Origin of the sequence: Bacillus cereus group sp. BfR-BA-01441 (genome assembly GCF_022663075.1) — a bacterium.
GTDB lineage: Bacteria > Bacillota > Bacilli > Bacillales > Bacillaceae_G > Bacillus_A > Bacillus_A cereus.
In genome coordinates this window covers 1-11,542 of record NZ_JAKUEU010000117.1, presented here as the reverse complement: position 1 = coordinate 11,542, position 11,542 = coordinate 1, and the positions used below count along the sequence as shown (strand labels likewise).

Here is an 11,542-nt window from a genome sequence, read left to right as displayed (position 1 = left end):
TTGTTGTATTCCATATGTATATTGATTCTTCCTGCTTTATTATACAAATAAAAAGCTCAAACTAATTTAGTTTGAGCCCCCTTATTTGAACCCGTTATTGTTGTTTGTTTGTAAATGCTTCATGAAGTGCAGACAACTCACGTTCGAGCTCACCTAACATTGCTTTCCCTTGTTCTTCTGCAATAAGACCAAGGCGAACTGCAAAATCGACCTCGCGGGATAGTCCAAACATTTGTGTGTCTAACACTTCTTCATATAATGGACATTGCGGCATTGTAAGATGGTCCATTTGCACCTTAATAAGTCTTAAAATCTTCTCTGCATCCGCTTGTAGAAGGGCTAGTGCCTTTTCCTGATGATTTGCTACTGTCTCAGACGCCAAATTGATTCCCTCCGTTTCCGTCCTACTCTCCTCTATCCTATCTATTAATATTAGCGATAGTTTTAATAAATTGCAATAGAAACATTTTTTGTGACAACAGTGTCTAATGCTATTATACTGAAAAGTGGGAGTATAACACAAATGGGGGAACAACAATGAGCGAAATTTTATTTATTAACGGAAAAGTACGTTTTCCAATCACTATTGATCCAACTGTTTGGATCTTTGATGATCGAAAAGTAGATTTGACAACTTACTTTGATGAAACTAGAGAAAACACGTCTGAACTAGAAACTTATTTAAAAAACACTTCAGAACATTGGGATCGTGAAATTCGTGATGGTGCTGCCTTCCCACCGATACAGCAAAGTGTAAAGAAATATAAAAAAGAACAGCTGATTACTGGAACATTTGGTATACCATTTCATCCATTCCTTGCTAACGCTGAAATTTTAGAGGACGCTACGCAAGTTGAAATTGAAACGGTAGATCATACAATGACACTTCCATTAGAAACTGTCAAAAATGCTATACTAGGCTTTTCAAAAGAAGGAAAACCATTAAAAGAAGACGGGCCTGTTCATCTCTATTTCAATGATGGATCTAATCAACAAAATCCAATCCGTAACATCCGTAAATTTACAATTATTTAAAGAAAAGGAGTGAGCTTAAGCTCACTCCTTTTTACAATAAATCTGCTGCTAGTTGAGCTAAATTAGATCGCTCCCCTTTAACAAACTTCACATGACCACTAATACGCTGTTCTTTAAACTTCTCTACAACATACGTTAAGCCATTATTATATTCATCTAAATATGGGTGATCAATTTGCTGAGGATCTCCCATCAATACAATCTTACTCTTTTCCCCTACCCTAGTTAATATCGTCTTCACTTCATGCTTTGTTAAATTTTGTGCTTCGTCAATGATAATGAACTGATCTGGAATACTTCTCCCGCGTATATAAGTAAGGGCTTCTACTTCAATCGAACCCATTCCAGCTAAAATAGCATCTAACTCTCCTGGCTTTTTCGTATTAAATAAATACTCTAGGTTATCAAAAATTGGCTGCATCCATGGTCTTAATTTTTCTTCTTTTTCTCCTGGTAAATAACCGATATCTTTTCCGACTGGAACAATTGGTCTTGCCACAAGTAATTTTTTATATAACCCTAAGTCTTCTGTTTGCATAAGTCCCGAAGCTAACGCAAGTAACGTTTTTCCTGTGCCGGCTTTCCCCGTTAACGTTACAAGCGGAATATCTTCACGAAGCAACAATTCTAATCCCATAATTTGCTGCACGTTTCGTGGTCGTATCCCCCACACTTGTTCATTGTGAAAAATAAGTTTCTTTACCTTCTTCCCTAAGTGATCCACAATGCCAAGCGCAGAACTAGAGCCCCCTAATGCATCTTTCATTACTACAAATTGATTTGGGTAAAAAGGATGATTCGCAATTTCAGATAGAGGCAATTCACTTTTCTCATAAAAATAATCCAATTGTTCTTTTGATATATATCCTTCTAAAAAACCAGAATATATATTTTCTACTTCAATTACGCGATCACTTAAATAATCTTCAGCCTTCAAACCAATTGCATCAGCTTTTACCCTTACGAGTACATCTTTACTTACTAAAATAACAGACTTCCCGTCCTCTTTTTCCTGTTCTTCTAAAGATAGATTTTTTGCTACAGCTAAAATTCGATTATCATTTGTTTTTTCTACAAAAATATCTTGTAGTTGCACAAATGAACGATGGTTCAATTCAATACGAAATGTTCCGCCGTTTTCTAGCGGGATACTTTCATGCAGCTTTCCTATTTCACGAAATTTATCTATTAACTTAGATACATAACGAGCGTTTCTTCCTACTTCATCCATATAACGTTTTTTCGAATCAACCTCTTCTAATACAACTGCTGGAATCACTACTTCATTGGTTTCAAATGAAAAAATAGATAAAGGATCCTGCAAAAGTACATTCGTATCTAACACATAAATTTTATCCAACCTGTTACCCCCTGACTCCACTTTTAAATTTGTAGAACAAGGGTTTCATCCATAAAATATGGACGAACCATTGTTATAATTATATGTACCGTGTAAACGAGGTAGAATCGAAAATCATAGTCATTAAACCTTTTATTTATTCTTTATTCATTTCTATTCAATATATTACTTTTTATTATAATTATTAACGTTAAATCACAATAACCGACTACAAAAGTGAATAAACGAATTTCTTATTTAGCATCTTTATAATTCTCTTATCCCTACTAACACTTCGTTATCCAGCTTTTTCGCTGCCCGAAGATCATATGTTTTTTCATATGTTGGTTCAATTGCAAGTTTCGCTCCATAAAACATAACATCACGCACTTCTTGCACCTTTACTTCTATTACAGTTAATTTTAGAGAAATACCTTCCATTCTATCTGTCAAAATTTCACCTGCACCACTTATAGAAAATACGGATTCATTCGCCATTATAGTCAATACCACACCTGTATTATGACGTATATTTTCCACAATACGTGAACGTTGATCTACTGCAAATCGAATACTAGTTTCACTCACTGCATACACCCAAGAAATAGCACTTACGTTAGGAACTTGTTTTTCGAAATCTGTCGTTGCTATCATAACAATACACTCTTTACGCAACGTTTGTACTAAATCCTCTGTTAAGGTAGGCTCTACTACATTCGCCATATTTTCACCTCCAAATATACTTGGTATATCCTTATCATAACTTATTTTTTGAATTGCGAAAATATTATTTTTTCCCACTATTATTCAAAAACATTATACTTCCATGATATACTTATACTGATAGAATTCGTATTGAGGTGACGAAATGAGAGTCAAATGTATGATTTGTGATAAAAAAGATATGTTAGATGATGAAAATCCTATGGCAAAAAAACTGCGTAATCGCCCTATTCATACATATATGTGCATGGAATGTTCGGAACGAATTGCAGAGCGTACAATGGAACGTCATGCAAGTGGTAATTTCCGATTATATCGTGATAAAAAAATCGAAGATGATTGGTAAAATGTAAATAAGTCCTTACTCATATAGATAAGGACTTATTTATATTTTTCTGGTTCACGATTCATCTGATCCAAAAAACAATCAATGGCTTCTAACGGAAACCTTGCAGATTTCCGTTCTCCATTTATTTCATATGTAATTAAATACATTTCCTCGTTCTTTTCGACTTCCACATTTCTTAATTTATGTTCTTCATATACCATATTTTGAAATAACAAATATGTTTCTTTTGCAGCACTATCATCTGGACGTGCTTCCGCAACTGTTTTAATTGTTAACCAATTATATAGTGCATCTTGTACTGAACGCATGAAAACTCCCCTTTCTTATCCTGCTTTTTGTTGTTTCGCTTGACGCAAACGCAGTCTATAAATTCCAAGTACAATTGCCGCTACAACAAGTCCTTCTCCAACAGGTAAAAACACAGCAAAAAAGGTTAATACTGTGCATCCAATTGCTAATGATATGTATATCACAATATTTTTTAGTACAGACAACTTTCTAGCAAACCCTAAATTATAAACGAGAGCACTTAATATAATAATCGTCCCATAAAGTAACCACATTCCTAACTCTGGATTTTCATCTACCTTACACAATTTTGCAAAAAAAGACATCCTTTCTAACACACTCTTCCCCCCTAGCAGTAAAATGCAATTTTCTTTATACACTTAATACAAGAGTAACTCGCAAAAAAAATACTGTCCACAAAAAAGAGTAAATATTCTAAAAAAATAAACAAAATAAAAAAAACAACGCCCTTTATAAAGGGCGTTGTTTTTTTATTTTTACGCTTCAACAGATTTCTTTTTCTTAGCAGCTCTTTCACGTTCGCTCTTATCAAGAATCTTTTTACGTAAACGAATTGATTCTGGAGTTACTTCACAGAACTCGTCATCGTTTAAGTACTCTAATGACTCTTCTAAAGTCATTAAGCGTGGTTTCTTCATTGTTGAAGTTTGATCTTTCGTCGCAGAACGAATGTTAGTTTGTTGTTTCATTTTCACAACGTTAACTGTTAAGTCGTTCTCACGAGTGTGTTCTCCGACAATCATACCAGCATATACTTCTGTACCTGGTTCAACGAAGATTACACCACGGTCTTCAACTTGCATAATACCGTATTGTGATGCTTTTCCTGTTTCAAGTGAAACTAGAACACCTTGGCGACGTCCACCAACTTGTCCAGCGTGTACTGGTTGGTAGCAATCGAATGTATGGTTTAAAATACCGTAACCACGAGTTAATGTTAAGAATTCTGTTGTGTAACCAATTAAACCACGTGCTGGAACCATGAAAGTAAGGCGAACTTGACCGTTTCCGTTATTCACCATATCTAACATTTCACCTTTACGTGCACCCATAGATTCCATAATAGAACCAGTGTATTCTTCAGGTACATCGATTTGTACGCGCTCTACAGGCTCACATCTTACGCCATCAACTTCTTTAATGATTACTTCTGGCTTAGATACTTGTAATTCATAACCTTCACGACGCATGTTTTCAATTAAGATAGATAAATGTAGTTCCCCACGTCCAGATACGATCCACGCATCAGGAGAATCTGTATTATCTACACGTAAACTTACATCTGTTTCTAATTGTGAACGAAGACGCTCTTCAATTTTACGAGATGTAATGTATTTACCTTCACGACCTGCAAATGGGCTGTTATTTACAAGGAACGTCATTTGTAGTGTTGGCTCATCAATACGTAATAATGGTAACGCATCTTGATGTTCAACTGGACATACTGTTTCACCTACGTTAATGTCTTCCATACCAGAAACGGCTACTAAGTCCCCTGCTTTTGCTTCTTCAATTTCTTGACGTTTTAATCCCATGTAACCGAATAATTTCGTTACGCGGAATTGCTTCACGCTTCCGTCTACTTTCATTAAAGCAACTTGTTGTCCAACCTTCATTGTACCGCGGAATACGCGACCAACTCCAATACGTCCAACGTAGTCGTTGTAATCAAGAAGTGCTACTTGGAATTGAAGTGGCTCTTCGCTGTTATCAATTGGTGCTGGAATATGTTCGATAATTGTATCGAATAATGATTTCATATTCTCTTCTTGATTTGCTGGATTTGAATCTAAGCTTGCTGTTCCGTTCATTGCTGATGCAAATACAACTGGGAACTCTAATTGATCTTCGTTTGCACCAAGCTCAATGAATAAGTCGATTACTTCATCAACTACTTCATCTGGACGAGCGAAGTCACGGTCAATTTTGTTTACAACTACGATTGGAGTTAAGTTTTGCTCAAGAGCTTTCTTTAAAACAAATCGTGTTTGTGGCATACAACCTTCATATGCATCAACAACAAGTAAAACACCATCAACCATTTTCATGATACGTTCTACTTCTCCACCGAAGTCAGCGTGACCAGGTGTATCTAAAATGTTAATTCTTTTATCTTCATAGTGAATCGCTGTATTTTTCGCTAAAATTGTAATACCGCGTTCTCTTTCTAGATCATTTGAATCCATTGCGCGTTCTTCAACGTGTTCGTTCGCACGGAAAGTCCCCGCTTGACGTAATAACTGGTCAACAAGTGTTGTTTTACCATGGTCAACGTGGGCAATAATTGCTATATTACGTAAATCTTGTCGTTTTTTCAACATGTCCAACTCCTAATGTCTTTTTAATCCTTCTCTATTATAAGAGCGAAGGGGATACAATAGCAATTAAAATAAAAGCAAGAATGAAAATATAGTTGTATTCTTACTTTTGTGAAAGTAAAATGAGATTGGAGGGTGAAGAAATGGAACACATTCAATATCGCTTTTTATTAACTGCAATTATCGGTGTTATTTTCTTAATCGGTATCGGCATTATGATTGCTGAAAATAGTCCAATCGGTATTATTATTTGCATTATCGGCACATTTGTTACAGTTGGATACGGTTTTGTAACAAAAAGAAAAATGCGCAAATCACAATAACGCTAAAAAGTAAGAAGCTTATACACAGCCTCTTACTTTTTTTGTTGCTCTCATATAAACGATAACACTTCTTCATACACTCCTGGTTTTGCAACTAACACACTGCTCTTCTCTATGATAGAAAGTGGCGCTCCAGAGAATGTCGTCACCTTACCTCCAACTTCTTCTACAATTATCTGCCCTCCGCCAAAATCCCATGGTGATAATCTCGGCGTTACATATGCATCTATTCTTCCTGTTGCAACGTATACCATCTCTAATGCTGCACAGCCATATGACCTTGTGCCCCTTGCTTTCTTAACAAGTGCTATCATACTTTCCATATTAAGCAATGGATTATCTGTAAGCCATATCGCATTTAAAGCTACAATACCTTGCTCTACAGTTCCTTTTTCCAATGGAGGAATCGATATATCATTACAAAAAGCTCCAGATCCCTTGACTGCATGATATAGCTCATCATGCACTGGATCATATATAAGTCCAATCTTTCCGATACCGTTCTCATAAATCCCAATTGAAATCGCAAAATTTCTTTTTTGATGAACAAAGTTCATCGTGCCGTCAATTGGATCAATTAACCAAACAACCCCGTCAGAAGACGTTATCTCGTCTCCATAACCCTCTTCTCCTAAAATATTATGATTCGGGAATGTTTCTTTAATTTTCCCAATTAAAAACTGTTCTATCTCTCGGTCCATATTTGTAACTAAGTCAGCTGCATTTGATTTTGTTTCTATAATAAGTGCTTTTTTCATTGATGCCATTAAATGCTCTCCTGCATCCCGAATCCACCGTTTGGCGTGTGCATCGATGTCTTTCCATACTTCTTGCATGTTTAAACACTCCGATCTATACTGTTCACAGAAAAAACGAACCCTTTATAAGGTTCGCACCAACTAATTTTTTATACATATACTATTATTACGCTTCTAAACGAATCATTTCAAGTCTTAATACTTCTAACTTTTGTACACACTCTTCTTTTTTCTGGTTATCATCTTCCATCATCGCATCATATAAAGTTGCTAATTCATAATCTAGCTCCAAACGTAGCACCGGTATTCTCTTTTCAGCATCTGTTCTCTTTAACGCATTAATCACCTGTCTCATATTATTTGCCTCCTCCCAATATTCGTCTGCCCTCGGACTAGAATTAATTCAATTTTCTGATTTTTTGTTTTATACTATACTATGTTGGATAAATCATCTATGCAACAAAATTATATTTTTTTATTTAAATTTTTTTGTGCTGTTTTTTTTTATGAATAGTACAAGCTATGCTAAAATAAAAGCAAAATAGGAGTTGGAGGAACAATCATGACAATACAAACATTCAAGTCAACTGATTTTGATGTCTTTACAGTTGATGGTCTCGAAGAACGAATGAGTGCAATTAAAACGAACATTCATCCTAAGCTAGAAGCTTTAGGGGAACAATTTGCAGAATACTTATCCAAACAAACTGATGAGAACTTTTTTTATCATGTTGCAAAACACGCACGCCGCAAAGTCAATCCACCAAACGATACTTGGGTTGCTTTTTCAACAAATAAACGAGGATATAAAATGCTACCGCATTTCCAAATCGGCTTATGGGGTACTCATGCCTTCATATACTTTGGTTTAATCTATGAGTGTCCACAAAAAGTTGAGACGGCTCATGCCTTCTTAGAACATTTAAATGATTTAAAAACAAATATTCCAAATGACTTCGTTTGGTCCATTGACCATACTAAACCAAGTGTGAAATTACATAAAACACTTGAAACCGAAGACTTACAAAAGATGATTGAACGATTAGCTACTGTAAAAAAAGCAGAATTATTAGTTGGTATTCATATATCACCAGAGGAGTTTTCAGCAATGACCAACGAACAATTCCTTGCTAAGATTGAATCTACGATGCAATCACTCCTTCCTTTATATGCACTTTGTAATCGATAGTAGAAAACGGACAATTTATATTGTCCGTTTTTAGTTGTTATCACATTATATCACTTCAGTTTTTATTTTTCAAAATATTTTTTACATTTTTACAAGCTTTTGTTCTTCGACTTCTTTTGCCCTTTGAATAGCACGATATATAGAGTATCCACTTACTTCTTGAAATTCTTTATCAATTTTCTTTTCTTCTGCTTTCGATGGAACAATCTCTTTAAAACGACGATATAAACCCATTAACTCTTCTCTTATAATTCCTTTTTCATAAGCTTTCTCAATCGCTTCATAAAACTTCACCATTGTAACCATTTCCTCATTTGACCAATCATAATCTAACGGATATTGATATTCCATTTTGCACCTCATTTATCATTTCTTCTTGTTTCATTATGCTATCTTAAAGAGAATATTTTATTCTTCATTATAGCCACTCTGCATTATACACTATTTATTCATTTTAATGGAATTGTCTTCCTCTATTCATTAGTTGAGGCTAACTATTAAACATACTCACCTTAAAAAGATTTTTTTCTATACATCTATAATTATTGGTGATATAATGCTTTTGTTTTATAGAAAATAAAGTGAAGCTACCATCTCAAAAACGATTTTTTGAATGGCAGAAAAACAAGCCTTATTCTAAAAAGGGCTACACTTTTTTAGAGCAGGATTATATAAAACAAATTACACTAAATATTATGAAGAAGAAGGGGTGTATAGATTGTCCCAATACGAAACACCATTGTTTACCGCTTTAGTTGAGCACAGTAAGCGAAATCCAATTCAATTCCATATTCCTGGTCATAAAAAAGGACAGGGCATGGATCCTACATTTCGCGAATTTATTGGGCATAATGCATTAGCAATTGATTTAATTAATATTGCGCCACTCGATGATTTACATCATCCAAAAGGTATGATTAAAGAAGCACAAGATTTAGCAGCAGCCGCATTCGGTGCAGATCATACTTTCTTTTCTATTCAAGGTACAAGTGGCGCTATTATGACAATGGTGATGAGCGTTTGCGGTCCTGGTGACAAAATCCTAGTACCACGAAACGTGCATAAATCAGTAATGTCAGCTATTATTTTCTCAGGTGCAAAACCGATTTTCATGCATCCTGAAATCGATCCGAAGCTCGGTATTTCTCATGGAATCACAATTCAATCTGTCAAAAAAGCACTTGAAGAGCACTCAGATGCAAAGGGCTTACTTGTTATTAACCCAACGTACTTTGGGTTTGCTGCAGACTTAGAACAGATTGTACAATTAGCACATTCTTATGACATCCCTGTACTAGTCGACGAAGCTCATGGTGTTCATATTCATTTTCACGATGAATTACCTATGTCAGCGATGCAAGCTGGTGCGGATATGGCAGCAACAAGTGTTCACAAATTAGGAGGCTCTTTAACTCAAAGTTCTATTCTTAATGTGAAAGAAGGCTTAGTGAATGTAAAGCATGTCCAATCTATTATTAGCATGCTTACAACTACATCAACTTCTTACATCTTGTTAGCATCCCTTGATGTTGCGAGAAAACGTCTTGCTACAGAAGGAACAGCACTCATAGAACAAACAATACAATTAGCTGAGCATGTTCGTGATGCTATAAATTCTATTGAGCATCTTTACTGTCCTGGAAAAGAAATGTTAGGTACAGATGCTACCTTTAACTATGATCCTACAAAGATAATTGTATCTGTAAAAGATTTAGGTATTACCGGCCACCAAGCTGAAGTATGGCTTAGAGAGCAATATAACATTGAAGTAGAACTCTCAGATCTATACAACATACTATGTCTTATCACTTTGGGAGATACAGAAAGTGATACAAATACACTTATTGCATCATTACAAGATTTAGCAGCAACATTTAGAAATAGGGCAGATAAAGGTGTTCAAGTACAAGTAGAGATTCCAGAAATTCCAGTGCTAGCACTTTCTCCTCGAGATGCTTTTTATTCGGAAACAGAAGTCATTCCATTTGAAAATGCAGCGGGTCGTATTATAGCTGATTTTGTTATGGTTTATCCGCCAGGGATTCCAATCTTTACTCCGGGGGAAATTATTACACAAGAAAACTTAGAGTATATTCGTAAAAACTTAGAAGCAGGTTTACCTGTACAAGGTCCTGAAGATATGACATTACAAACATTACGTGTTATTAAAGAGTACAAGCCTATCAGTTGATAGGCTTTTTTTTCACCTTTTTTCCTTTTCTTCATACGATACTTAAGAATGTAACGTATAGGTGGGGATACTATTATGATTGTAATAGGCCGTTCTATTGTACATCCTTATATTACAAATGAATACGAGCCATTTGCAGCAGAGAAACAACAAATTTTATCAATAATGGCAGGAAATCAAGAAGTTTATTCCTTCCGAACAGCTGATGAACTCAGCTTTGATCTCAATTTACGAGTTAATATTATTATCTCTGCACTAGAGCTTTTTCAAAGTGGATTTCAGTTTCGTACATTTCAACAATCCTTTTGCAACCCCCAGTATTGGAAAAAAACGTCTCTTGGAGGATTCGAGCTTCTTCCAAACATACCACCTTCTATTGCCATACAGGATATTTTCAAAAACGGAAAACTATATGGAACTGAATGCGCAACCGCTATGATCATTATTTTTTATAAAGCTTTACTATCATTGTATGAGGAAGAAACTTTCAATCGTCTATTTGCAAACCTTTTACTTTATACATGGGACTACGACCAAGATCTAAGGCTCATAACAAAAAACGGTGGCGATCTTGTTCCAGGTGACCTCGTTTACTTTAAAAACCCACAAGTAAATCCAGCTACGATTGAATGGCAAGGAGAAAATACAATCTATTTAGGAAATTTCTTTTTTTACGGGCATGGCGTAGGTGTAAAAACAAAAGAAGAAATTATTTATTCATTAAATGAACGACGAGTCCCTTACGCTTTTATTTCAGCTTTCTTGACCGATACTATTACCCGTATCGATAGTCGTATAATGAGCCAATACGCTTCTTCTAGTACACCACAGACCTCCATAAGCTTTATTCCGATTAGGGATGATGCAATCGTTGCAACAGTTGGTCATACAACTACAATTTATTAAAAAAGCGCCTACACATGTAGGCGCTTTTTCTTATTATTAAGCTTTTGTATGTTCTTTATGGTCACATTCGCAATGAGATCCACATTTCCCGTATAGTACTGT

The 11,542-nt window shown here is 35.3% G+C and carries 15 protein-coding genes and 1 pseudogene; 6 read left to right on the top strand and 10 right to left on the bottom strand.

The window, feature by feature from the left end:
• Positions 1 to 94: 94 nt before the first annotated feature.
• The gene (locus tag MR107_RS27350; protein ID WP_000135694.1) at positions 95 to 382 is read right to left on the bottom strand and encodes an Fpa/YlaN family protein; all 288 of its coding nucleotides are present in this window, start codon (positions 380 to 382) and stop codon (positions 95 to 97) included.
• Between the two features lie 155 nt (positions 383 to 537).
• Here MR107_RS27350 and MR107_RS27345 point away from each other — a divergent pair, with 155 nt between their 5' ends.
• Positions 538 to 1,035, top strand: coding sequence for a molybdopterin-binding protein (locus MR107_RS27345; protein WP_001289809.1), 498 nt, complete (start codon positions 538 to 540; stop codon positions 1,033 to 1,035).
• Positions 1,036 to 1,066: 31 nt separating this feature from the next.
• Here MR107_RS27345 and MR107_RS27340 read toward each other — a convergent pair whose 3' ends face one another.
• Positions 1,067 to 2,395 (bottom strand): PhoH family protein, encoded by a 1,329-nt coding sequence (locus tag MR107_RS27340; RefSeq protein WP_242292957.1) that lies wholly within the window; start codon positions 2,393 to 2,395, stop codon positions 1,067 to 1,069.
• A 246-nt stretch (positions 2,396 to 2,641) separates the two neighbouring features.
• Positions 2,642 to 3,097, bottom strand: a complete 456-nt coding sequence (locus tag MR107_RS27335) for a pyridoxamine 5'-phosphate oxidase family protein (protein ID WP_000024593.1) — start codon at positions 3,095 to 3,097, stop codon at positions 2,642 to 2,644.
• Between the two features lie 145 nt (positions 3,098 to 3,242).
• Here MR107_RS27335 and MR107_RS27330 point away from each other — a divergent pair, with 145 nt between their 5' ends.
• Entirely contained in the window at positions 3,243 to 3,443 is a 201-nt protein-coding gene (locus MR107_RS27330; protein WP_002082250.1) for a YlaI family protein, read from the top strand.
• A gap of 35 nt (positions 3,444 to 3,478) precedes the next feature.
• Here MR107_RS27330 and MR107_RS27325 read toward each other — a convergent pair whose 3' ends face one another.
• From MR107_RS27325 to typA, 3 genes are all read right to left on the bottom strand, one after another.
• On the bottom strand, positions 3,479 to 3,754 hold the full coding sequence (locus MR107_RS27325) for a hypothetical protein (protein WP_001258151.1): 276 nt from the start codon (positions 3,752 to 3,754) through the stop codon (positions 3,479 to 3,481).
• 15 nt (positions 3,755 to 3,769) lie between these two features.
• Positions 3,770 to 4,072 carry a YlaH-like family protein gene (locus tag MR107_RS27320; protein ID WP_000893662.1) on the bottom strand — a complete coding sequence of 101 codons (303 nt, stop codon included), beginning with the start codon at positions 4,070 to 4,072 and terminating at the stop codon, positions 3,770 to 3,772.
• A gap of 159 nt (positions 4,073 to 4,231) precedes the next feature.
• Complete coding sequence (typA, locus tag MR107_RS27315; RefSeq protein ID WP_000914762.1) at positions 4,232 to 6,076, bottom strand: translational GTPase TypA; 1,845 nt, start codon at positions 6,074 to 6,076, stop codon at positions 4,232 to 4,234.
• Positions 6,077 to 6,216: 140 nt separating this feature from the next.
• Between typA and MR107_RS27310 the strand changes: the two genes are divergently transcribed.
• Entirely contained in the window at positions 6,217 to 6,396 is a 180-nt protein-coding gene (locus MR107_RS27310) for a DUF5325 family protein (protein WP_000400127.1), read from the top strand.
• Between the two features lie 50 nt (positions 6,397 to 6,446).
• Here the strand turns inward: MR107_RS27310 and MR107_RS27305 are convergent, their stop codons facing one another.
• Entirely contained in the window at positions 6,447 to 7,232 is a 786-nt protein-coding gene (locus MR107_RS27305; RefSeq protein WP_242292956.1) for an inositol monophosphatase family protein, read from the bottom strand.
• Between the two features lie 88 nt (positions 7,233 to 7,320).
• Entirely contained in the window at positions 7,321 to 7,509 is a 189-nt protein-coding gene (locus MR107_RS27300; RefSeq protein WP_001250165.1) for a hypothetical protein, read from the bottom strand.
• Positions 7,510 to 7,716: 207 nt separating this feature from the next.
• Here MR107_RS27300 and MR107_RS27295 point away from each other — a divergent pair, with 207 nt between their 5' ends.
• Positions 7,717 to 8,343 carry a YktB family protein gene (locus MR107_RS27295; RefSeq protein ID WP_000155317.1) on the top strand — a complete coding sequence of 209 codons (627 nt, stop codon included), beginning with the start codon at positions 7,717 to 7,719 and terminating at the stop codon, positions 8,341 to 8,343.
• A gap of 81 nt (positions 8,344 to 8,424) precedes the next feature.
• On the opposite strand, the gene MR107_RS27290 is transcribed toward MR107_RS27295, so the two are convergent.
• Entirely contained in the window at positions 8,425 to 8,694 is a 270-nt protein-coding gene (locus tag MR107_RS27290) for a UPF0223 family protein (protein WP_000456562.1), read from the bottom strand.
• A 367-nt stretch (positions 8,695 to 9,061) separates the two neighbouring features.
• Between MR107_RS27290 and speA the strand changes: the two genes are divergently transcribed.
• Together speA and MR107_RS27280 are read left to right on the top strand one after the other, a co-directional pair.
• Entirely contained in the window at positions 9,062 to 10,534 is a 1,473-nt protein-coding gene (gene speA / locus MR107_RS27285; RefSeq protein WP_242292955.1) for an arginine decarboxylase, read from the top strand.
• 75 nt (positions 10,535 to 10,609) lie between these two features.
• On the top strand, positions 10,610 to 11,440 hold the full coding sequence (locus MR107_RS27280) for a protein-glutamine gamma-glutamyltransferase (protein WP_048538884.1): 831 nt from the start codon (positions 10,610 to 10,612) through the stop codon (positions 11,438 to 11,440).
• Positions 11,441 to 11,476: 36 nt separating this feature from the next.
• On the opposite strand, the pseudogene MR107_RS27275 reads toward MR107_RS27280, so the two are convergent.
• Positions 11,477 to 11,542: pseudogene (locus MR107_RS27275) on the bottom strand (GapA-binding peptide SR1P); the annotation flags it as partial.

Coding starts and splice junctions, on each gene's coding strand:
- MR107_RS27345 (WP_001289809.1), top strand. CDS start 538: ATGAGCGAAATTTTATTTATTAACGGAAAAGTACGTTTTCCAATCACT.
- MR107_RS27335 (WP_000024593.1), bottom strand. CDS start 3,097: ATGGCGAATGTAGTAGAGCCTACCTTAACAGAGGATTTAGTACAAACG.
- MR107_RS27330 (WP_002082250.1), top strand. CDS start 3,243: ATGAGAGTCAAATGTATGATTTGTGATAAAAAAGATATGTTAGATGAT.
- MR107_RS27325 (WP_001258151.1), bottom strand. CDS start 3,754: ATGCGTTCAGTACAAGATGCACTATATAATTGGTTAACAATTAAAACA.
- typA (WP_000914762.1), bottom strand. CDS start 6,076: ATGTTGAAAAAACGACAAGATTTACGTAATATAGCAATTATTGCCCAC.
- MR107_RS27310 (WP_000400127.1), top strand. CDS start 6,217: ATGGAACACATTCAATATCGCTTTTTATTAACTGCAATTATCGGTGTT.
- MR107_RS27305 (WP_242292956.1), bottom strand. CDS start 7,232: ATGCAAGAAGTATGGAAAGACATCGATGCACACGCCAAACGGTGGATT.
- MR107_RS27300 (WP_001250165.1), bottom strand. CDS start 7,509: ATGAGACAGGTGATTAATGCGTTAAAGAGAACAGATGCTGAAAAGAGA.
- MR107_RS27295 (WP_000155317.1), top strand. CDS start 7,717: ATGACAATACAAACATTCAAGTCAACTGATTTTGATGTCTTTACAGTT.
- MR107_RS27290 (WP_000456562.1), bottom strand. CDS start 8,694: ATGGAATATCAATATCCGTTAGATTATGATTGGTCAAATGAGGAAATG.
- MR107_RS27280 (WP_048538884.1), top strand. CDS start 10,610: ATGATTGTAATAGGCCGTTCTATTGTACATCCTTATATTACAAATGAA.